Below are 20,188 nucleotides of genomic sequence, written 5' to 3'. Positions count from 1 at the left end.
CGCTCAGCCGGCGAGGCGGGCGCGCAGCCGTCGAAGCTCCGGGTCGTCGACACCGGCGGAGCGCAGGTACTCCTCCGCCCCGCCCGCCGACGTGCGCAGCCAATGCAGCACCGCCGCCATCGCCGCCGCCGGCGCCATGATGAGGCGCGAGCGCAGGCGATGCTCTCCCTCGTCGCGAGACGCCGCCACCCACTCCCCGAACAGCCCGAGCATGTTCGGCTCGCTCAGCGCGTAGTCGGCGGCGACGACGCCGTCCGGCACGCCGGCGGCGGCGAGCAGCAGCGCCGAGACGATTCCCGTGCGATCCTTGCCCGCGAGGCAGTGAACGACGACCGGCCCGTCTGCCTCGGCGACCGCCGTGACGGCCTCGCCGACGCGCCCGCGATTGCGCTCGAGCGCGGCGACATAGCCGTCCGCGAACGCGGCGGCGACGTCGTCGGCGTCGCGCACGCGCTCGTCGAACGCCGCCTCCTGGGCCGCGTCGCGCTCGCCGAAGAGCGAGACGCGCACCACCTCGACGGCCGTGCGTGCGCCCGGCTCGCCGCCTTCCTCGCCGGGGAAGCGCAGGTCGACGACGCGCCTCACGCCGGCCGCCAGCGCGCGCTCGCGCCCGCGCGGCGTCAGGTGCCCGATGCTATCGGCCCGTATCACCACGCCCGCCCGCGTGCGACCGCCCGAGGCAGTCGGCAGCCCTCCCAGGTCGCGGACGTTGTGGCAGCCGTCCCAGGGCAGCGCACGGGCACTCACGGCGCCCACAGCGACCCGAGGTAGATGCAGGGATCGCCCGGCTGCCAGCGCTGCAGGAAGCGCGCGATCGGCGGGTGCAGGGCGATGCCGTCGAGCTCGTCGAGCGCGAACAGGCGGTGGCCGCGAACGGCGTCGTCGTGGGAGACGACGTCGGCGAGCGACCCGTCGAGCTCAGCGGCGAAGACGACGTGCACGACGTGCTTCGACCACAGGCTGCGCTCCGGCGAGATCGAGTCGACGATCGCGACGGGGCCCTCCAGCGGCAGCTCGTCGCCGCCCTCGAGCAGGCCGGTCTCCTCGGCGAGCTCGCGCTGCAACGCCTGTGTCAGGGTCTCGCCGCCGCGCACGCCGCCGCCCGGCAGCAGCCAGCGCTGGGCACCGCGCTTCTCGTGGCGGCAGAGCAGGATGCCCCCGTGCCAGCGCAGGATCGCGGAGACGCGGATGCGCGGCTCGGGGTTCACCGCAGGCCCGAGGAGCCGAGGCCGGCAGCGCCCCGCTCGCTCTGCTCGAGATGCCCCACCTCGACGAGGCGAACGGCCGGCGCGGGGACGACGACGAGCTGCGCGATGCGCATGCCGGGTTCGACGTCGAACGGCTCCTCCGTGCCGGTGTTGAGCAGGATCACCCGCAGCTCGCCGCGGTAGCCCGAGTCGATCAGCCCCGGGGCGTTCACGATCGTGATCCCCTTGCGCGCGGCAAGGCCCGAGCGCGGGATCACGAGGCCGGCATGGCCGGCCGGCACGGAGACGGCGACACCGGTCCCCACCACTCCCCGCTGCCCGGGATCGAGCCGGACGTGCTCACAGGAGACGAGGTCGAGCCCGGCGTCGCCCGGGTATGCCTGCGCCGGGAGCACCGCGCCGTCGCGCAGGCGGATGACCTCGAGCTCGATCACGTCGTCGCAGCCGTCTCCAGGCCGTCGCCTGCGACGAGATAGGCGGCAAAGCGCCGCACCTCGCGATGAGGGAGCCTCGCCCGGATGAGCACGCCGTGCTCGGTGTCGCTGCGATCGTCGATCGGCGCGCCCAGCGCGTACAGGTCGGAGAGCACCCGCCCCTCGTCGTAGGGCACGAGCAGACGTACGTCCTCGAAGCGGTCGGCGAACAGGTCGGCGATGCGCCCGCGCAGGGCGTCGAGCCCCTCCCCGGTCGCCGCGGAGATCTGCAGTGCCTGCGGAAACCGGTTCGCGAGCCGCCGGCGAGCGAGCGGGTCGAGACGGTCGGCCTTGTTGAGCACGAGCTCCACCGGCAGCTCGCCGCCGCCGATGTCCGCCAGCACCGCGTCGACGGCGGCGATCTGCTCGTGCATCGCGTCCTCCGGCAGCGAGGCGTCGACGACGTGGAGCACGAGGTCGGCGACGAGCGTCTCCTCCAGCGTCGACGCGAATCCCTCCACGAGCTGCGTGGGCAGGCGGCGGATGAAGCCGACGGTGTCGGTGACGAGGTAGCGCTTGCCGTCGTGGTCGAAGTCGCGCGTGGTCGGGTCGAGCGTCTCGAAGAGGCGATTCTCGATCGAGACGTCGGCGCCGGTGAGCGCGTTCAGGAGCGTCGACTTGCCGACGTTCGTGTAGCCGGCGAGCGCCACCGTCGGCGTCTCCGAGCGGCTCCGCTCCTTGCGGCGCACAGCACGCTGACTGCGCAGCGCGCGCAGCCGCTCGCGCAGCTGGCTCACCCGCCGGCGGGCGAGGCGACGGTCGGTCTCGAGCTGCGACTCGCCGGGGCCGCGCGTGCCGACACCGCCGCCGAGGCGCTCGAGATGTCTCCACATGCCGCGCATGCGCGGCAGCTGGTACTCGAGCTGGGCGAGCTCCACCTGCAGCTTGCCCTCGGCGCTGACGGCGTGCTGGGCGAAGATGTCGAGGATCAGCAGCGTGCGGTCGACGACGCGCGCGTCGAGGGCGTTCTCGAGCGTGCGCTGCTGCGTCGGCTCGAGCTCGCCGTCGACGAGCAGCACGTCGGCGCCCGAGGCGACGAACGCGTCCTCGAGCCCGGCGAGCTTGCCCTTGCCGACGTAGCTGCGCCGGTCGGGCTGGTCGCGGTGCTGCACCATCTCGCCAACCGGCACGACCCCTGCCGTGCGCGCGAGCTCGCGCAGCTCCGCCAGCTCGGACTCGGCGTCGGCGCCCTTCGGGAGCACGGCGAGGAGGAACCCGTGCTCGGGCTCGGCACCGGGCGCCGGGCTCGGCTGATGCAGCGTCACGCGCGCAAGTATGCCGGTACGCTCGCGCGATGGCACCTCTCGCGGACAGGCTCGCCGCACGCACGCTCGAGCTCGTCGACATCCCGTCGGAGAGCCTGCACGAAGCCGCGATCCGCGAGCACCTGCTCGGGCTCGTGCCGCCGCCGTTCGCGATCGAGTATGCGGGTGAGGACGCCTTCCTGTTCGCGCGGCCACGCAGGCCCGGCGTGGGGCTCGTCCTCCTCGTCGGCCACTACGACACCGTGCCCGCGCAGGGCAACCTTCCCGGCCGGATCGAGGGCGGCGCCGTGCACGGCGCCGGCGCGACCGACATGAAGGGCGGGGTCGCGGTCGCGCTCGAGCTCGTCCGCGACCTCGCGCAGGAGACGCCGGGCCGCTACGACGTGGGGCTGCTGCTGTTCGGCAAGGAGGAGCTGCCGGCCCAGCACAGCCCGCTTCCCGACCTGTTCGAGCGCTCGCGGCTCGTCCACGAGGCCGAGCTCGCCGTCCTGCTCGAGCCGACCGACCTGACGATCCAGGCGGGCTGCCTCGGCAACATGAGCGCCCGGCTCACGTTCACGGGCGTCAGCGGCCACTCTGCACGCCCCTGGACGGCCGAGAACGCGATCGCGAAGGCGATCGACGGCCTGACGCCGATCGCGCGCCTCGAGCGCCGTGAGGCCGTCGTCGGCGGGCTTCCGTTTTACGAGGTGGTCACGATCACGAGGCTCGAGGCCGGCATCGCCGACAACGTCGTCCCCGACAGGGCCACTGCGACGCTCAACTACCGCTATGCCCCGGACCGCTCGCCGCAGAGCGCCGCGGAGTACCTGCGCGCGCTCACGCCTGCGGGTGCGGCGCTCGAGATCACGGGCGATTCCCCGCCTGCGGCGGTGGTCACGGACGCGCCCGCCGTGCGTGCGCTGCGCGACGCCGGCGATCTCATGTTCGCGCCGAAGCAGGCGTGGACGAACGTCGCCGACTTCACGGCCCGCGGCCTCGACGCCGTCAACTTCGGCCCCGGGTCGACGCGCTACGCGCACCGCCGCGACGAGCTCGTGGAGATCGCGGCGCTCGCGCGCTCCTACGAGATCCTCCGTCGCTTCATCACGGGGTAGCTTCCCGGCATGGGCATCTCCCCCATCCTGCGCGCGCAGGCGACGTATCCGTTCGTGCGTCTCAACCAGGCGGCCGCCGAGCGCCGGGAGCGCGGCCTCGAGGTGCTCGACTTCGGCATGGGCGACCCGCGCGAGCCGACCGACCCGCGCATCATGCGGGCGCTCCGCGACGGCGTGCGCCGGCGCATGGGCTACCCCGCCGCCGCCGGGCTGCCCGAGCTGCGCGAGGCGATCGCCTCGTGGGCGGGACGCCGCTTCGGCGTCGCCCTCGATCCGGACCGCCAGGTGATCCCGACCCTCGGCTCGAAGGAGGCGATCTTCTCGTTCGCCCAGGTCGTCCTCGACGTCGCGGGCGGACGCGACACCGTGGTCGTCACGGAGCCCGGCTACCCGGTGCCGGGGCGCGGCGCCGAGTTCGCGGGCGCCCGTGTCGTCGAGCTCCCGCTCCTCGAGGCGGGCGGCTTCCTCCCGGACGTGGACGCCGTTCCCGCCGAGACGTGGCGGCGCACGGCGCTCGTGTGGGTCAACTACCCGAACAACCCGACGGGCGCCACGGCTCCACTCGCCTTCTACGCACGGCTCGCCGATCTTGCCCGCGCCTACGGGTTCGTGCTCGCCTGCGACGAGGCGTACAGCGAGCTGTGGTTCGAGGAGCCGCCGGTGTCCGCGCTGCAGCTGGCCGACTGGAGCAACGTCGTCTCCTTCAACACGCTGTCGAAGCGCTCGTCCATGACCGGCTATCGATCCGGCTTCGTCGCCGGCGATCCCGAGCTCGTCGCCGCTCTGAGGCAGTTCCGGCCCAACGTCGGCACCGCGCCGCAGGAGTTCGTGCAGCGCGCGTCGGTGGTCGCGTGGGGCGACGAGGAGCACGTGGAGCAGGCGCGCGCGGCGTACGCCCGTAAGCGCGCGCTGTTCCTCGAGCTGTTTCGCCGCGTCGGGCTCCGCGACGCCGGTGGCCCTTCGACGATGTACCTGTGGGTCGCCGTGCCGCATGGGGAGACGTCGCAGGAGTTCGCGACGACCCTGCTCGCGCACGGCGTCCTCGTCGCCCCCGGGTCGTTCCTCGGCCCGTCGGGTGAGGGATACGTCCGCTTCGCGCTCGTGCCCACCGAGGACGAGTGCGCGCGCGCCGTCGAGATCCTGGATGATGTGTTCGCATGACACTGGCTGCACGGATCGAGGAGCTGTTCGACGCCGGCACGGTCGAGGCCGGCACGATCGAGGAGGCGATCCGCCTGCTCGATGCCGGCGAGATCCGTGTCGCCGAGCCGGTCGACGGCGGCTGGCGGGTGAACGAGTGGGTGAAGAAGGCGATCCTGCTCTACTTCCGGCTGCGCAAGGTGGCGCCGATGGACGTCGGCGGCCTCCACTTCCTCGACAAGATCCCCGTCAAGTCCGACTACGCCGACCGCGGCGTGCGCGTCGTGCCCCCGGGCGTGGCACGCTACGGCTCCTTCCTCTCGGAGGGCTGCGTCCTCATGCCGGGCTACGTCAACATCGGCGCCTGGGTCGGCCCGCGCACGATGGTCGACACATGGGCGACCGTTGGCTCGTGCGCGCAGATCGGCGCCGACGTCCACCTCGCGGGCGGAGTCGGCATCGGCGGCGTGCTCGAGCCCCCGCAGGCGGCCCCGGTCATCATCGAGGACGGCGCCTTCATCGGCTCGCGCGCGGTGATCGTCGAGGGCGTCCGCATCGGCGCGGGCGCCGTCATCGCCCCCAACGTCGTGCTCTCGGCGTCGATCCCGATCATCGACGTCACCGGCGCCGACCCGGTCGAGCTCCGCGGCGAGGTGCCGCCGCGCAAGGTCGTGCTCCCCGGCGTGCGCGAGAAGCGATTCCCCGCCGGCACCTACGGGCTGCAGTGCGCGCTCATCGTCGGCGAGCGCAGCGCCTCCACGGATCTGAAGACGTCGTTGAACGACGTCCTGCGCGAGTTCGCGATCGCCGTCTAGCTTTCCGGTCCAGCGTCAAGGCGTTCTGCGCGCCGGCGCGTCCCGCCCTACAGCGACGTCGAGCCGCGCGCGACCTCCTCGGCGGGACCGACGAGCGAGGCGCTGCCGCCGGCGAGCCGCACGTGCAGGTCGCCGCCGGGTAGGTGCACCGTCACCGGGCTCTCGCACCAGCCCCGCGCGACGGCGACGGCCGCGGCCGCGACCGACGACGATCCCGAGGCGCTCGTCTCTCCCGCGCCGCGCTCCCACACGAGCACGGTCACGTCGTGGCGGCCGTCGACGCGGACGAGCTGCACGTTCGTGCGCTCGGGAAAGCGCGGATGCGACTCGACGAGCGGTCCCAGGCGCAGCAGGTCGCCACGGGTCGGCGCCTCGAGGCGGATGACCGCGTGCGGGTTGCCGACGGAAGCTGCCGTGAACTCCAGCGCCTCCCCCACGTCGAGCATCTCGGGAACGCCGACCGTGACGGGGCCGACGTCGGTCTCCGCCTCGAGGCCGTCGAGCATGCGCGCCGCCAGCTCGCGGCCCGCCGTGACGATCACGACCTCGCGCCGCCGTGCCTCCGCGGCAAGCCAGCAGGCGGCGATGCGAACGCCGTTGCCGGACATCTCCGCGATCGAGCCGTCCGGATTCCAGATCACGATCTCGGCGCGACCGCCCTCGCGCGCGAGCACCTCGAGCACGCCGTCGGAGCCGATCCCCGTGGTCGGGGCGCACAGCCGGCGGACGCGCTCGGGCGTCATCGTGCCTGCGTCCGGCTGCTCGACGACGATGTAGCTATTGCCGAGCGCGTGCCATTTCGAGAATCGCATCCACCACCTCCTCCGGCGAGCGGGTCGCGTCAACGCTAACGAGGCCGGGGATCCTCCGCATCCACTTGCGCTGGTAGGCGGCGTACCTGCGTGTGCGCACGACGATGCGCTCGCGGGCCTGCACCTCGGGAAGCGTCGCGATCTCGCGCAGGCCGAGCGCCTTCTCCGCGGTGCGCGAGACGCCGGCGGCGAGAGCGCGCCTCACCTCGTCGACGACGCCGGCGCGGAACATCGCGTCGGTGCGCTCGACGATGCGGTGCTCGAGCTCGTCGCGGGGCACCTCGAGGCCGACGATCAACGTCTCATGGCGCGTGGCCGCGCTCCACAGGCGGTCGTCGGCCGGCACGAGCGAAGCGCCGCTCTCGGCGAGCTCGAGCGCGCGCGCGACGCGCCGGAGGTCGTTCGGGTGCACGGTCGCCGCGGCGGCCGGGTCGGCGACCCGGAGTCGTGCGTGCGCCGCCCCGGGATCGCTCTCGACCTCACGGCGGATGCGCTCGCGGGTCGCGTCGGCGGGCCGCGGCGGCACGGCGAGGTCCGCGAGCGCCGCGCGCAGGTAGAGGCCCGTCCCGCCCGCGACGACGGCATGGCCCGTCCGCGCGACGAGGTCGTCGACGGCGGCGTGTGCAAGGGCGGCGAACGCAGCCACGGACATCTCCTCGTTCGTCTCCCTGATGCCGACGAGCGCCGTGGGGCTCGAGGGCTGGTTGGTCAGGAGCGGAAGCCCGCGGTAGACCTGCAGCGCGTCGCACGACACGACGCCGGTGCGAAGACGGGCGGCGAGCGCCTCGGCGACGGCCGACTTGCCCGAGGCGGTCGGGCCGAACACGGCGACGACGGCGACCATCCGGGGCCCGGTCAGGCGGGGACTGCGGTGGCGATGCGCCCGCGTAGCGTCGTCGACGTCGCGCCGTCGACGAGGACGTCCACCAGCTCGCCGATCTGCGCGCCGCCGCTGAAGTTCACGGTCGTGTTGCGTCGCGTGCGTCCCCGCAGCAGCGACGCGTCGGTCCGGCTCGGACCCTCGACGAGCACCTGCTCGACGCGGCCGACACGCTCGGCGTTGCGCTCACGGGCGATGCGCTGCACCACCTCGACGAGGCGCTCGAGGCGCTCGTGCTTGACGGGATCGGGGACCTGGTCGGCCATCGCCGCCGCGTCCGTGCCCTGCCGCGGCGAGTAGATGAACGTGAACGCGCTGTCGTAGCGGACGGCCTCGACGACCTCGAGCGTCTGCCGGAAGTCGTCCTCGCTCTCGCCGGGGAAGCCGACGATGATGTCCGTGCCGAGCGCGAGATCGGGGATCGCGGCACGCAGCCGCTCGACGAGCTGGAGGTAGCGCTCGCGCGAGTAGGTTCGGCGCATCGCCTTGAGGATGCGGCTGGAGCCCGACTGCAGCGGCAGGTGGATGTGCTCGCAGACGGCGTCGCACTCGGCGATCGCCGCGATCACCGGCGCGCGGAAGTCCTTCGGGTGGGGACTCGTGAAGCGGATCCGCGCGATGCCGTCGACCGCGTCGCAGGCGCGCAGCAGCTCGCCGAACTCCGTGCGCAGCCCGGGCGGCAGATCGCGTCCCCACGAGTTGACGTTCTGGCCGAGGAGCGTGATCTCGCGCACCCCGTCGGCAGCCAGCCGCGCAACCTCGGCGACGATGTCGCCGGCCCGCCGGCTCTGCTCGCGCCCGCGCACCGCGGGAACGATGCAGTACGAGCACGTCGAGTTGCATCCCATCGATACCTGCACCCAGGCGTGGACGCGGCGCTCCCGCCGCTGCGGGAGGTCGCCGGCGAAATGCTCGTGCGTCCCGAAGCGGCCGCGCTCCACGCCCACGCCGCCGGCGCCCACCCACTCGGCCAGGTGCGGGATCGAGCCGGGGCCGAAGGCGACGTCGACCTGCGGGTACAGGTCGAAGATGCGCTCCCGCTGGGCCTCGGCGTAGCACCCGCCCACCGCGATCACGAGCTCCGGGTTCTCGCGCTTGCGCGCGCCGGCGTCCCCGAGGTAGGCGGCCAGCTTCGTGTCCGGCTTCTCCCTGATCGTGCACGTGTTGAAGACGACGATGTCGGCCTCGTCCGGCGCGGCAGCCTCACCCAGGCCGAGCGATTCCAGCATGCCCTTGATGCGCTCGGAGTCGTGGCTGTTCATCTGGCAGCCGAAGGTGGTGACGTGGTAGCGGCGCATCGCGCGGCCAATTGTACGGGCGCCGGGCGTACCGCCCGGCGCGGCCCGGCTGCACCCTGTCTGCTCGTGTTCGCGGTTGCGGCCGCTGAGGCCCGGTCCTACTTCGCCACCTCGACGGCGCGTGACTCGCGGATGACGATCACCTTGACCTGGCCGGGGTACTCGAGCTGATCCTCGATCTCGCGGGCGATCTCGTGCGACAGCAGCACCGCTCCTTCGTCGTCGACCTCCGCCGGCTCGACGATGACCCGGATCTCACGCCCGGCCTGCAGCGCATAGGCCTTGGCGACGCCGGGCTTGGCCGACGCGATCTCCTCGAGCGCCGACAGGCGCTTGATGTAGTGCTCGAGGCTCTCGCCGCGCGCGCCCGGTCGCGAGGCCGAGATGGCGTCGGCCGAGATCAGCAGCACCGCCTCGACCGTCTGCGGCTGCACCTCGTAGTGGTGCGCCTCGATCGCGTGGATGACGCCGTCACTCTCGCCGAAGCGCCGCGCCAGCTGCGCCGACACCGCGGCGTGCGAGCCCTCCACCTCGTGCGTCATGGCCTTGCCGACGTCGTGCAGCACCGCCGCGCGCTTGGCCGTCTTCACGGAGGCGCCGAGCTCTGACGCCATCACACCGGCCAGGTGCACCACCTCGAGCGTGTGCTTGAGGACGTTTTGCCCGTAGCTCGTGCGGTAGCGCAGCCGGCCCAGCACCTTGACGAGCTCCTCGTGGAACGTGCCGCAGTTGGCCTCGAACACGGCCTGCTGTCCGGCCTGCAGCACGTGCTCCTCGAGCTCCGCCTTCGACTGGTAGTACATCTCCTCGATGCGGGCCGGGTGGATGCGGCCGTCCTCGATCAGCTTCTCGAGCGTCATCCGGGCCACCTCGCGGCGGAGGCCGTCGAACGACGACAGCACGACCGCGTGCGGCGTGTCGTCGATGATGAAGTCGACGCCGGTGAGGTGCTCGAGCGCCCGGATGTTGCGCCCCTCGCGTCCGATGATGCGTCCCTTCATGTCGTCGGAGGCGAGCTCGACGACGCTGACGGTCGTCTCGGCGGTATGGCTCGCGGCGACACGCTGCAGGGCGTCCGCGACGAGTGCGCGCGCCCTCCGCTTCGCGTCGGCGCGCGCCTCCTCCTCCATCTGGCGCACGCTGCGCGCGAGCTCGTGCCGCACGAGGTCCTCCGACCGCTCCAGAAGCTGCTGCCTCGCCTCGCCGAGTGTGAGGTTGCCGATCCGCTGCAGCTCCTTCAGGATTTCGTCCTTCGCGGACTTGACTTCCTCCTGCAGGCTCTTCAGGTGCGCCTCGCGATCGGCGATGCCCTGCTCGCGCCGCGCCAGCTCGGTCAGCTTCGCGTCGAGCTCCACCTCGCGCTGGGCCGCGCGCTCCTCGACCTTGGCGATCTGTAGACGGCGATGCTGCACCTCCGCTTCGATCTCGGCGCGCAGCCTCACCGCCTGCTCGCGCGACTCGATCTGCGCTTCGCGACGAGTGGCCTCCACCTCCCGCTCGGCGTCACCGATGATGGCACGGCGCTTGTCCTCCGCGAGCCGCAGGCGCGACGCGCTCGCCGTCCGCAGCCACCCCCACGTCGCGAGCGACCCGACGACGATTCCCACCAGCGCTGCGATGACCGTGAGCATGACCGCTCCTTCGAAAGGATCGATTGTCCGCGGCGGCGCCGCGGGTGCTCACATCCGTGCTCTCCACCCGCAGGGCGGCAGCTCCGGTACCGGCGATGCGACGTGGGCTCTAGGCCTGGGGGCCCTCCCGGACGGCGCAGTAGGCCCATCCACGGAGAAGGACGACGGACGACAGAGGGATCATGTGATCAGCCGATTTCGGAAATGCGCTCTGTGCAGGAAAAACACCAGATGAAGCACCATCATCCTAGCGCCCCGGCATCGGCCTCCGCAACGAGCCCCTCGAGAGCCTCCTCCGAGAACCCCTGCGCGGCGAGCGCGCGAAGCGTCTTCGCCGTTCGTCCGCGCTCGCCGACGATGCGCTGCGCCCGCTCGCGCTCCGGCTCGAGCGCGGCGATCGCCGCGGCCGCGAGCTCGGCTGCGACGCCCTGGCGCTCGAGGTCGAAGGCGATGCGGCGATCGCCACCGCCGCGCCGCGCGAGCAACGCGGCGCGGTCGTGGGCGAAGCGTGTGTCGTCCACGAGCCCGGCGCGACCGAGGACGGCGAGTGTCTCGGAGCGCTCGGCGGGGCGGACGCCGCGTGCGGCGAGCCTGCGCACGAGCGATGCCGTCGTGTGGTCGCGGCCGCGGAGCGCGCCGACGGCGACGGAAAGCGCACGATGCCGTCGCAGCGCGCGCCCGAGCTCGCGGGCGGCGCCGCGGTCGAGGGTCGACCCGACCGCGAGCGCCGTCTGCTGGAGTGCCTCGAGCGGGACGGCGCGCCACGGCTCGCCGTCCAGCTCGATCTCGACCCGCGTGGTGCCGCGCCGGCGCAACCCGGTGACGCGAGGAGCAGCGGCCACTACGCCTCGACTGCGACCTCGTCGTCCTCGACCGGGGTCACCTCGACGGACGCTGCCGCGCCCTCGGCGGTCGGCAGCAGCCGGGCCGACACGACCTGGTCGTCGGCCGCCTCCACCTGGATGCGCCCCAGGATCTGCTGCACGAGGTCGGGATGCTCGCCGAGGAAGGCAGTGGCGTTCTGCCGGCCCTGGCCGAGCCGCTCGTCGCCGAAGCTGAAGTACGAGCCGGACTTCTGCACGACCTTCCTCTCGATGCCGACGTCGAGCACGGTGCCTTCCCACGAGATGCCCGAGCCGTAGATGATGTCGAACTCGGCCTGCTTGAACGGCGGCGCGACCTTGTTCTTCACGACCTTGACGCGCACGCGGTTGCCGTATGCCTCGGCTCCGTCCTTGAGCGTCTCGATGCGCCGGATGTCGAGCCGTACCGAGGCGTAGAACTTCAGCGCGCGGCCGCCGGGGGTCGTCTCGGGCGAGCCGAACATGACCCCGATCTTCTCGCGCAGCTGGTTCGTGAACAGGCAGATCGTGTCGGTGCGGTTGAGCGTGCCGGCGAGCTTGCGCAGCGCCTGGCTCATCAGCCGCGCCTGCAGGCCGACGTGGCTGTCGCCCATCTCGCCCTCGATCTCGGCCTTCGGCGTCAGCGCGGCGACCGAGTCGACCGCGACCACGTCGACGGCGCCGGAGCGGATCAGCAACTCGCAGATCTCGAGCGCCTGCTCCCCCGTGTCGGGCTGCGACACGAGCAGGTCGTCGATGTTGACGCCGATGCGCCGGGCGTACTGGGGATCCATCGCGTGCTCGGCGTCGATGAACGCGCAGATACCGCCGCGGCGCTGCGCCTCCGCGATCACGTGGTAGACGAGCGTGGTCTTGCCGGACGACTCCGGGCCGAAGATCTCGACGACGCGGCCGCGCGGCAGGCCGCCGATGCCGAGCGCCATGTCGAGCGAGAGCGACCCCGTCGAGACGGCACCGACCGAGACCTGTGCCCGATCGCTCATCCGCATGACCGAGCCCTTGCCGAACTGCCGCTCGATCTGACCGAGCGCAACGCCGAGCGCTTCCTCGCGATTCATCCGTTCTTCCTCCTCGCCGGTGCCATGTTCGTCGGAGATGACAGGTAAGCACGCCCGTCGGACGGAATGCAAACGTCTGTTCGCCCCCGGTGCCGCGCTCCCGCCGAAGACGACGCTAGCGGCGCACGCGTGACGTGTTGGTGACGCCTCCGTGCCGGAAGCGTGTCAGCCGCGCTCGAGCAGGCGCCGCACGAGATGCAGCGCCGCGACGGCGGAGCGCGCGCGGATCCACGCCCGGTCGCCCGGCAGCTCGAACCGCAGCGCCTCGTCTCCCCCGGGACCCGCCGCGTGGAAGTGCACGAGCCCGACGGGCTTCTCGTCCGATCCGCCGCCGGGCCCGGCGATGCCGGTCACGGCGACGGCGAGATCCGCGTGCAGCCGCTCCCGCGCCCCGTGCGCCATCGCCGCGGCGACCTCGGCCGAGACCGCGCCGCACGCTCGCAGCACATCCTCCGCTACGCCGAGCTGCCGTGCCTTCACGTCGTCGCCGTACGCCACGATGCCGCCGCGGAAGACGTCGCTCGACCCGGGGACCGAGGTCAGCCGCGCGGCGACGAGGCCGCCCGTGCACGACTCGGCCACGGCGAGCGTGAGGCCTCGCGCCCGGCAGCGCTCGAGCACGATCTCCTCCACCGTGCGCTCGTCGCGGGCGAACAGGTACGACGCGATCGGAGCGGCGATCGCATCGGCGAGGACGTCGGCCCGTGTCTCCGCGCCGGGCTCGACGATCAGGTCGACGTGGATCTCGAAGTCGCGAGCGCAGATCGTCGCCTCCACCCCGCCGCCGTCTCCGCCGGCCTCCGCGAGTGCACGCGCCACCGCCGACTCGCTCGTGCCGTAGAAGCGCAGCACGCGCCGACCCGGCCGCTCCGTGCTCGACAGCACCCGTTGCAGCGGCGCGGACGCGACCGCGCCGGGCCAGAGCCGCTGGAGCTCGCCGGGCGGTCCCGGCAGCACCACGGTCACGCACGACCCGGTGTCGACGACGAGCCCGGGCGCGGTGCCGGCAAGGCCGATCACGAGAGCCCCTTCGGGGATCGTCGCCTGCTTGCGCACACCCGCTGCGAAGTCGGCGTACGGTCGCCCGAGCCGCTCCGCGACGGTACGCGAGACGTGCTCGATCCGCTCCTCGAGAGCCTCGTCGACGACGAGCGGGCGGCCGGCCACGCGCGCGACGAGCTCGACCGTGCGGTCGTCGTGGGTCGGACCGAGACCGCCCGAGACGAGGCAGACGTCGGCGCCCATGCCTTCCCGCAGCGCGTCCTCCAGCTCCATGGCGTCGTCGCCGACGATGATCAGACGTGCAGGCTGCAGACCCAGTGCGAGCGCCTCCCGCGCGTAGAACGGCCCGTTGAGGTCGCTGCGCTCGCCGCGCACGAGCTCGCTGCCGGTGACGACGATGGCCGCGCGAGGGCGGGTCACCGGGCAGATCGAACGCGGATCGTGAGCTTGCCGCCGGCCGGGATCTTCACGACCTTGCCGCCGGCGCGCACCACGACGTTCCGCGGCGAGGCGAGCGAGAGGTAGACCCTCGCCTCCGCAAAGGACTTGGACTGGCCGCGCTCGAGCGTGCCCTGGTAGAGCGGCCTGCCCGTGCGCGAGCCCAGTCGCACCTCCATGAACGACGCACCGCGAGTCGCCTCGACGACGACGCCGGCGGCCTGCGCGGCCGGCGTCGACACGGTGGCGTCGGTGTTCACCCCCTGCACGCGCGGTGCATCCGGCCCACCGAACTTCCAGGCCGCGATGACGAGAGCCGTCACGAGCACGATCGCGGTCACCGCGACCGCGACGAGGCGCGACTCGCGCCGCCGGCCGCGGCGTCGTGTCTGCCGCGACGGCGGCACCCGGCGCGTACGGACGAGATGGTCGTCGTCACCGGCGACGTAGCGCGAGTTGTACTCGTCGACGTAGAGCTGACCGTCCATGCCGAGGGCCTCGGCGTACGCGCGCAGGAAGCCCTTGACGTACGTGTGCGCGGGCAGCTGTTCGAAGCGCTCCTCCTCGAGGGCACGCAGGTACTTCGCCCGCACCTTGGTGCGAAACTCCATCTCGTTGAAGTCCAGGCCCTGGCGCGTGCGCGCCTCTCGCAGGCTCGAGCCGATGTCGAACACGCAGCCAGTGTAGACGAGGCCCGCGAGACGCCTGGCCGCGCCGAGCTAGGCGATCGAGAGCAGGAGCCCGTACACGGCGAGCGAGATCGCGGCGCTGCAGCCGAGGCAGAGAGCGAGGATGCCGAGGATGCGCCCGGCGCGCGCAGCGCCGAGTCCTCCTGCCCGCCCGAGCGAGAGCGCGTCGCGGGTCCGCGCACGCCCGGCGAGCGCGACGGCGGCGACACCGAGCGCGGCGGCGATCGGGATCGCGAAGCCCGCCTGGAGCAGGTCGTACGAGCGGGAGTAGCGCGTCGCGAAGATCGCGAGCGGCAGGGTCGCGACGGCGAGGACGCCGGCGGCGAGCGACCACACGGCGGACGCGTTGCCGGCGCCGTCGCGGCCGTTACTGCTTCTTGTAGGGGCGGCCAACGGCTGCAGGGGGAATCGAGCGGCCGATGAGGCCGGCGACGGCGATGAGCGTGAGCACGTACGGCAGCGCCTGGAACAGCACCGCCGCCGAGTCGGAGTACACGGGCAGGCGCTGGGCGAGCGCGCTCGAGAACCCGAACAGGAGGCAGGCGGCGAGCGTCGGGAACGGTCGCCAGTTGCCGAAGATGAGCGCGGCGAGCGCGATGAAGCCGCGCCCTGCGGTCATGTTCTCGCCGAACGAGTTGACGAAGCCGATCGAGAGGTAGGCGCCGCCGAGCGCCGCCAGCATGCCGGACACGATCACCGCGGCGTAGCGCACCTTGAACACCGAGATGCCGACGGTATCCGCGGCGCGCGGCTGCTCGCCGACGGCGCGGATGCGCAGGCCGACCGGCGTCTTGAAGATCACGACCCAGGCGAGCAGCACGGTGAGGAGAGCGAGCCAGATCATGAGATTCATCTGGCCGACGACGTCGCCCACGAACGGGACGTCGCGCAGCAGCGGGATCGACACCTCGGGAATGGCCGGAATGTCGGTCGGTGTTCCCTCCTGCCCGTAGATGTCGATGAACAGGTAGCCGGTGACCCCGAGCGCGAGGAAGTTGATCGCGGTGCCGCCGATGATCTGATCGGCGCGCAGGTGGATCGCGAAGAACGCGTGCACGAGCGCCATCAGCGCGCCCGCCGCGAGGGCGATGAGCAGGCCGAGGACCCACGAGCTCGTACGGTCGGCGCCCCAGATGCCGAAGAACGCTCCGGTCAGCATCATGCCCTCGAGGCCGATGTTGACGACGCCCGAGCGCTCCGAGAAGAGACCGCCGATGGCGGCGAACGTCAGCGGGGTCGCGTAGCGGAGCATCGACGCGAGCAGCGCAGACCAGACGACGGCTTGCTCGAGGTTGGCGGCGCCCGACCGGGTGGCGAGGATGCCGAGCCCGGCGCCGAGCACGGCGGCGGCGACGGCGCCGAAGCCGAGCCGCTTCTCGCCCCCGCGCACGGCCACGATGCCGAGCGCCGCCGCGACGACGCCGAGCGCGAGCGGGACGGCGAACGAGCGCACCGCGACGGGCGGCAGCGCGATCCACGCCGCCAGCGCGGAAAAGGCGACCGCGCCCCAACCCAGCGCCCGCGCGCCGGTCGGGAGCCGCCTCACGCCGGCGCCCCCACGGTGCGGCGTCCGCGGCGGATGCGGCCCAGCACCCACAGCACGATCAGATCCGCACCCACGAAGAGCACGATCAGCCCGACGATGATCTGCGTCAGGTTGGACGCGAGCTCCGGCTTGAACACCTCGGGATCGAGGTTGCGCGTCGACGTCCCGTTGAGAAGCGCGCCGAAGAGCAGCGCGCCGAGGCCGACGCCGACGGCGCTGTTGCGCCCGAGGAGCGCCACCGCGATGCCGGTGAAGCCGATCGTGCTCGTGAGCACGTCGCCGGTGGCGAGGCGGAACTGCCAGCCGAGGATGTCCATCGCGCCCGCGAGCCCCGCGAACGCGCCGGAGATCGCCATCGCCAGGAAGTAGTTGCGGGCGACGCTGATGCCGCCGTAGCGGGCCGCTTCCGGGTTGAAGCCGACGGCGCGCACCCCGTAGCCGAGCGTGGTGCGGTTGAGGACGACGAAGTAGACGACGAGTGCGGCGAGCGCGATGAAGAAGCCGATGTGGAGGCCCTGCAGCAGCGGGTCGCCCCAGAACACCTTCAGCTTCGCGGTCTCCACGATGTCGTTGGAGACGGGCACCGAGACCTGCGTGTCGTTCTGCAGCGGTCCGCCCTGGCCGAACAGGAACACACCTGTCCAGACAGCGACCCAGTTGAGCATGATCGTCGAGATGACCTCGTTCACGCCCACGAGCGCCTTCAGCAGGCCGGCGATCCCGGCCCAAGCCGCGCCCGCGAGCGTGGCGACCGCGATCGCGAGCGCGATATGGAGCGGGCCGTTCATCGACGCGAACGACGATCCGATCCAGACGGAGAAGATCGAGCCGACGAGGTACTGCCCCTGGCCGCCGATGTTGAACAGGCCACAACGGAAGGCGAACGCGACGGCCAGCCCGACGAGGATCAGCGACGTCGTCAAGAGCAGCGTCTGCTGGAGATTCACCGCCGCGAGCACGCGGTCGTCGCCCCCCACCCACGGGAACAGCCAGTTGAGACCGGAGCCGTCGAAGATCGCACGGTAGGTCGTGATCGGGTTCTTCCCCGTCGTCACGAGCACGACGAGCCCGCCGATGAAGAACGCGAGCACGGCGGTCAGCACGGGCGCCAGCATCCCGTTCACGCGGTGTGCGGCGTCGAGCCGCCCGAGCAACCCGGTCGCGCGCGCCTCGGGGTCGGGCGCGACCGTGTCCTGCTCCTCCCCGCCGGGAGGCGTCAGCGGCTCGCTCACGCTGCCGCCTCGCGGCGCCCGCCGGTCATGGCGATGCCGAGCTCCTCCTCGCCGGCGGTGGGCGGGAACTCGCCCACGATCCGGCCCTCGTACATCACGAGGATGCGGTCGGACAGCGACAGCACCTCCTCGAGCTCGAGCGACACGAGCAGGATCGCGCGCCCCTCGTCGCGCTCCTCCACGAGCCGGCGGTGCACGAACTCGATCGCGCCGACGTCGAGCCCGCGCGTGGGCTGCGCGGCGACCAACGCCTTCGGGTTGCGCTCGATCTCACGTGCGAGGATCACCTTCTGCTGGTTGCCGCCGGAGAGCGCGCCGGCGCGCGTACGCGGGCCGCCGCCGCGCACGTCGAACGCGTCGATCAGCCTCTGCGCGCGTTCGACGAGCCGCGCCGGGAACAGCCACCCGTGCTTCGAGGCGGGCGGCCTGCGGTAGTCGTGCAGGGCGATGTTCTCGGCGATCGAGAACTCGAGCACGAGGCCGCGCCGCTGCCTGTCCTCGGGCACGTGGCCGAGCCCCGTGTCGAGCACCGCGCGGGGCGAGGCCCCGCTCACATCCGTGCCCGCGACCGTGACGCTGCCGGCGGCCGCCTTGCGCAGCCCGGTGAGCGCGTCGATGAGCTCGGTCTGCCCGTTTCCGTCGACGCCGGCGATGCCCACGATCTCCCCCGCCCGCACCTGGAAGGAGACGTCGCGCACCTTGTCGATGCCACGGTCGTCGATCACGGTGAGGCCGTTCACCTCGAGTAGCGGCGCGGCCGGGGTCGAATGGCCCTTCTCGACACGCAGCAGCACGTCGCGGCCGACCATCAGCCGCGCCAGGCTGCTCTCCGTCGCCCCGGCGGCGGGCAGGGTCTGCACGAGCCGTCCGCGCCGCAGCACGGAGATGCGCTCGGCGATCTCGAGCACCTCGTTGAGCTTGTGGCTGATGAAGATGATCGACTTCCCCTGCGCGGTGAGGCTGCGCACGATGTCGAACAACTCCCGCGCCTCTTGCGGCGTCAACACGGCGGTGGGCTCGTCGAGCACGAGGATGTCCGCGTTGCGATACAGGGCCTTCAGGATCTCGACGCGCTGCTGCTGGCCGACGGTGATGTTCGCGATCTTCGCGCGCGGGTCGACGGCGAGCCCGAAGCGCTCGGAGATCTCGCGCACCTGCTCCTCGGCCGTCGCGTAGTCGAGGAAGACGCCGTCGCGCACGGGCTCGGATGCGAGCACGATGTTCTCGGTCACGGTCATCACCGGGATGAGCATGAAGTGCTGGTGCACCATGCCGACGCCCGCGTCGATGGCGGCGCGCGGCGAGCCGAGGCGCACCTGCTTCCCGTTGATGCGGATCTCGCCCTCGTCCGGGTGGTAGAGGCCGTAGAGGATGTTCATCAGCGTCGACTTGCCGGCGCCGTTCTCGCCGAGCAGCGCATGCACCTCGCCCTCGAGCAGATCGAGGCTGACGTCGTCGTTGGCGAGCACCCCCGGGAACTCCTTGCGGATGTGGGACATCTCGAGGACGACAGGGCGCTCGGACATGTCGGCGGATTCTACGGTTCGTGCTGGAGGACGGCGCTGCAAGCGTCGGCGCTGCCCAGAGAGCGCGAGAGGCGGGCCGTCGGCCCGCCTCTCGCGCGATCGCGTTGCGCCGTCGCCCTACTTGACGAGACGCGGGATCTTGCTGATCTTGCCGGCCTTGATCGCCGCCGACACCGACGCGAGCTTGGCAGCGAGCGTCGGAGGAGCAGCCGGGCTGACCTTGCCGAAGCCGACGCCGTCGTTCTTCACGCTGAAGAGGCCGTCGACGCCGCCCTTGAACTTACCGGTCGTCACGAGCTGGATCGTCTGGAAGACGCCCTGGTCGACCTTCTTCTGGGCGCTCGTCAGCACGTGCTTGCCGAGGAAGCTCTGGTCGTTGTCGACGCCGATGCCCCAGACGCCCTTCTCCTGTGCGGCGCTGAGAGCGCCGAGGCCGCAGCCGCCCGCGACCTGGAAGACGACGTCCGAGCCCTGGGCGATCTGGTTGAGGGCGAGCTCCTTGCACTTCGCCTGGTCGACGAAGTCCTGCGAGTAGTCGTTCAGCAGCGTGATGCCGGGCTTCGTCGCCTTGGCACCGGCCTGGAAGCCGGCGATGAAGGCGTCGACCGGCGGGATCTTGATGCCGCCGATCGTGCTCACGGTGCCCGTCTTGCTCACGGTCGCCGCTGCGACGCCCGCGAGGTAGCCGGCCTCCTGCTCGGCGAAGACGATGCCGCGAACGTTCTTCGGCTTGCCCTTCATGAAGGGTGCGCTCACGTCCACGATCGCGAACTTCGTCTTCGGGAACTTCTTGGCCACCGCGGACAGGGAGTCCGACATGAGGAAGCCGACCGCGATCACGAGGTCGTAGTTCCCGCGCGCCGCTGCCGACAGGTTCGGCACGTAGTCGGCGGCCGACTTCGAGATGAAGACCCGGCCCTGCACCTTGAGCTTCTTCTTCGCCGTCTGCAGGCCGACGTTGGCGAGGGCGTTGAAGCCCTTGTCGTTGAGTCCACCGATGTCGGTGATGAGCGCGACCTTGATGGTCGCCTCGGATTTGGCAGACGACGCCGACCCGATGGATGCGAGCGACAGTGCGAGCACGGCGACGAGCGCCAGTGCGACACCGACTGTTCTCTTGCGAATTGCCACGTGCCCTCCTTGTGACCTGATGATTCGGTACCCGGTTCTGTGACGGGGGATTCGAGCGGAAGTTGGCACGGCGTCCACGCGCAC

General features: G+C 71.9%; 20 protein-coding genes. 3 read left to right on the top strand and 17 right to left on the bottom strand.

The genetic code is table 11. From position 1 onward, the window contains the following. Window positions 1–3: 3 nt before the first annotated feature. From Gocc_RS04660 to hflX, 4 genes are read right to left on the bottom strand one after another with little or no spacing between them, the layout of a single operon-like run. Window positions 4–747 carry a tyrosine-protein phosphatase gene (locus Gocc_RS04660; RefSeq protein WP_181813370.1) on the bottom strand — a complete coding sequence of 248 codons (744 nt, stop codon included), beginning with the start codon at window positions 745–747 and terminating at the stop codon, window positions 4–6. After that, window positions 744–1,208 carry an NUDIX hydrolase gene (locus Gocc_RS04655; protein ID WP_114795375.1) on the bottom strand — a complete coding sequence of 155 codons (465 nt, stop codon included), beginning with the start codon at window positions 1,206–1,208 and terminating at the stop codon, window positions 744–746. Before Gocc_RS04655 ends, Gocc_RS04660 begins: the two co-directional genes overlap by 4 nt. Beyond that, a complete protein-coding gene (dut, locus tag Gocc_RS04650) occupies window positions 1,205–1,642 on the bottom strand; it encodes a dUTP diphosphatase (RefSeq protein WP_114795374.1) in 438 nt (145 codons plus the stop codon). The genes Gocc_RS04655 and dut overlap by 4 nt, the downstream gene beginning before the upstream one ends. Beyond that, a complete protein-coding gene (gene hflX, locus Gocc_RS04645; protein ID WP_181813369.1) occupies window positions 1,639–2,946 on the bottom strand; it encodes a GTPase HflX in 1,308 nt (435 codons plus the stop codon). Before hflX ends, dut begins: the two co-directional genes overlap by 4 nt. A 29-nt stretch (window positions 2,947–2,975) precedes the next feature. On the opposite strand from hflX, the gene dapE reads away from it, so the two are divergent. Genes dapE through Gocc_RS04630 form a run of 3 tightly spaced genes read left to right on the top strand, consistent with a single transcriptional unit; the run spans window position 2,976 to window position 5,998 of the window. Then, entirely contained in the window at window positions 2,976–4,043 is a 1,068-nt protein-coding gene (dapE, locus tag Gocc_RS04640) for a succinyl-diaminopimelate desuccinylase (protein ID WP_114795372.1), read from the top strand. Between the two features lie 9 nt (window positions 4,044–4,052). Further along, window positions 4,053–5,204: a pyridoxal phosphate-dependent aminotransferase gene (locus Gocc_RS04635; RefSeq protein WP_114795371.1), complete on the top strand. Its 1,152-nt coding sequence runs from the start codon at window positions 4,053–4,055 to the stop codon at window positions 5,202–5,204. Beyond that, a complete protein-coding gene (locus Gocc_RS04630) occupies window positions 5,201–5,998 on the top strand; it encodes a 2,3,4,5-tetrahydropyridine-2,6-dicarboxylate N-succinyltransferase (RefSeq protein ID WP_114795370.1) in 798 nt (265 codons plus the stop codon). The genes Gocc_RS04635 and Gocc_RS04630 overlap by 4 nt, the downstream gene beginning before the upstream one ends. A gap of 47 nt (window positions 5,999–6,045) precedes the next feature. Here the strand turns inward: Gocc_RS04630 and dapF are convergent, their stop codons facing one another. The 13 genes from dapF to Gocc_RS04565 all read right to left on the bottom strand — a co-directional run bounded on the left by dapF (window position 6,046) and on the right by Gocc_RS04565 (window position 20,104). Next, window positions 6,046–6,810, bottom strand: coding sequence for a diaminopimelate epimerase (dapF, locus tag Gocc_RS04625; RefSeq protein ID WP_114795369.1), 765 nt, complete (start codon window positions 6,808–6,810; stop codon window positions 6,046–6,048). Continuing rightward, complete coding sequence (miaA, locus tag Gocc_RS04620; RefSeq protein WP_114795368.1) at window positions 6,776–7,654, bottom strand: tRNA (adenosine(37)-N6)-dimethylallyltransferase MiaA; 879 nt, start codon at window positions 7,652–7,654, stop codon at window positions 6,776–6,778. The genes dapF and miaA overlap by 35 nt, the downstream gene beginning before the upstream one ends. An 11-nt stretch (window positions 7,655–7,665) precedes the next feature. Beyond that, window positions 7,666–8,988, bottom strand: coding sequence for a tRNA (N6-isopentenyl adenosine(37)-C2)-methylthiotransferase MiaB (gene miaB / locus Gocc_RS04615; RefSeq protein WP_114795367.1), 1,323 nt, complete (start codon window positions 8,986–8,988; stop codon window positions 7,666–7,668). Window positions 8,989–9,086: 98 nt separating this feature from the next. After that, window positions 9,087–10,619 carry a ribonuclease Y gene (gene rny / locus Gocc_RS04610; RefSeq protein WP_114795366.1) on the bottom strand — a complete coding sequence of 511 codons (1,533 nt, stop codon included), beginning with the start codon at window positions 10,617–10,619 and terminating at the stop codon, window positions 9,087–9,089. Between the two features lie 242 nt (window positions 10,620–10,861). Further along, complete coding sequence (locus Gocc_RS04605) at window positions 10,862–11,461, bottom strand: RecX family transcriptional regulator (RefSeq protein ID WP_114795365.1); 600 nt, start codon at window positions 11,459–11,461, stop codon at window positions 10,862–10,864. Beyond that, window positions 11,461–12,540, bottom strand: a complete 1,080-nt coding sequence (gene recA, locus Gocc_RS04600) for a recombinase RecA (protein ID WP_114795364.1) — start codon at window positions 12,538–12,540, stop codon at window positions 11,461–11,463. Before recA ends, Gocc_RS04605 begins: the two co-directional genes overlap by 1 nt. A 165-nt stretch (window positions 12,541–12,705) precedes the next feature. Next, window positions 12,706–13,962 carry a CinA family nicotinamide mononucleotide deamidase-related protein gene (locus Gocc_RS04595; protein ID WP_181813368.1) on the bottom strand — a complete coding sequence of 419 codons (1,257 nt, stop codon included), beginning with the start codon at window positions 13,960–13,962 and terminating at the stop codon, window positions 12,706–12,708. After that, window positions 13,959–14,654, bottom strand: coding sequence for a helix-turn-helix domain-containing protein (locus Gocc_RS04590; RefSeq protein ID WP_114795362.1), 696 nt, complete (start codon window positions 14,652–14,654; stop codon window positions 13,959–13,961). The genes Gocc_RS04595 and Gocc_RS04590 overlap by 4 nt, the downstream gene beginning before the upstream one ends. Window positions 14,655–14,699: 45 nt before the next feature. Next, window positions 14,700–15,005 carry a hypothetical protein gene (locus Gocc_RS04585; RefSeq protein ID WP_114795361.1) on the bottom strand — a complete coding sequence of 102 codons (306 nt, stop codon included), beginning with the start codon at window positions 15,003–15,005 and terminating at the stop codon, window positions 14,700–14,702. Window positions 15,006–15,036: 31 nt separating this feature from the next. Next, on the bottom strand, window positions 15,037–15,921 hold the full coding sequence (locus Gocc_RS04580) for an ABC transporter permease (RefSeq protein WP_114795796.1): 885 nt from the start codon (window positions 15,919–15,921) through the stop codon (window positions 15,037–15,039). A 290-nt stretch (window positions 15,922–16,211) separates the two neighbouring features. Beyond that, window positions 16,212–17,447, bottom strand: a complete 1,236-nt coding sequence (locus Gocc_RS04575) for an ABC transporter permease (RefSeq protein ID WP_114795360.1) — start codon at window positions 17,445–17,447, stop codon at window positions 16,212–16,214. After that, a complete protein-coding gene (locus Gocc_RS04570) occupies window positions 17,444–18,973 on the bottom strand; it encodes an ABC transporter ATP-binding protein (protein ID WP_114795359.1) in 1,530 nt (509 codons plus the stop codon). The genes Gocc_RS04575 and Gocc_RS04570 overlap by 4 nt, the downstream gene beginning before the upstream one ends. Window positions 18,974–19,090: 117 nt before the next feature. Then, a complete protein-coding gene (locus tag Gocc_RS04565) occupies window positions 19,091–20,104 on the bottom strand; it encodes a BMP family lipoprotein (RefSeq protein WP_181813367.1) in 1,014 nt (337 codons plus the stop codon). Window positions 20,105–20,188 lie beyond the last annotated feature (84 nt).

Source organism: Gaiella occulta, assembly GCF_003351045.1.
Lineage (GTDB): Bacteria > Actinomycetota > Thermoleophilia > Gaiellales > Gaiellaceae > Gaiella > Gaiella occulta.
Note: the sequence above shows the minus strand (reverse complement) of the source record. Positions and strands in the feature narration are given on the sequence as shown.

What these genes read in the sequence shown, in the direction of transcription:
- dapE (WP_114795372.1), top strand. Translation starts at nt 2,976, where the DNA reads ATGGCACCTCTCGCGGACAGGCTCGCCGCACGCACGCTCGAGCTCGTC.
- Gocc_RS04635 (WP_114795371.1), top strand. Translation starts at nt 4,053, where the DNA reads ATGGGCATCTCCCCCATCCTGCGCGCGCAGGCGACGTATCCGTTCGTG.
- Gocc_RS04630 (WP_114795370.1), top strand. Translation starts at nt 5,201, where the DNA reads ATGACACTGGCTGCACGGATCGAGGAGCTGTTCGACGCCGGCACGGTC.
- dapF (WP_114795369.1), bottom strand. Translation starts at nt 6,810, where the DNA reads ATGCGATTCTCGAAATGGCACGCGCTCGGCAATAGCTACATCGTCGTC.
- miaA (WP_114795368.1), bottom strand. Translation starts at nt 7,654, where the DNA reads ATGGTCGCCGTCGTCGCCGTGTTCGGCCCGACCGCCTCGGGCAAGTCG.
- miaB (WP_114795367.1), bottom strand. Translation starts at nt 8,988, where the DNA reads ATGCGCCGCTACCACGTCACCACCTTCGGCTGCCAGATGAACAGCCAC.
- rny (WP_114795366.1), bottom strand. Translation starts at nt 10,619, where the DNA reads ATGCTCACGGTCATCGCAGCGCTGGTGGGAATCGTCGTCGGGTCGCTC.
- recA (WP_114795364.1), bottom strand. Translation starts at nt 12,540, where the DNA reads ATGAATCGCGAGGAAGCGCTCGGCGTTGCGCTCGGTCAGATCGAGCGG.
- Gocc_RS04580 (WP_114795796.1), bottom strand. Translation starts at nt 15,921, where the DNA reads ATGCTCCGCTACGCGACCCCGCTGACGTTCGCCGCCATCGGCGGTCTC.
- Gocc_RS04570 (WP_114795359.1), bottom strand. Translation starts at nt 18,973, where the DNA reads ATGTCCGAGCGCCCTGTCGTCCTCGAGATGTCCCACATCCGCAAGGAG.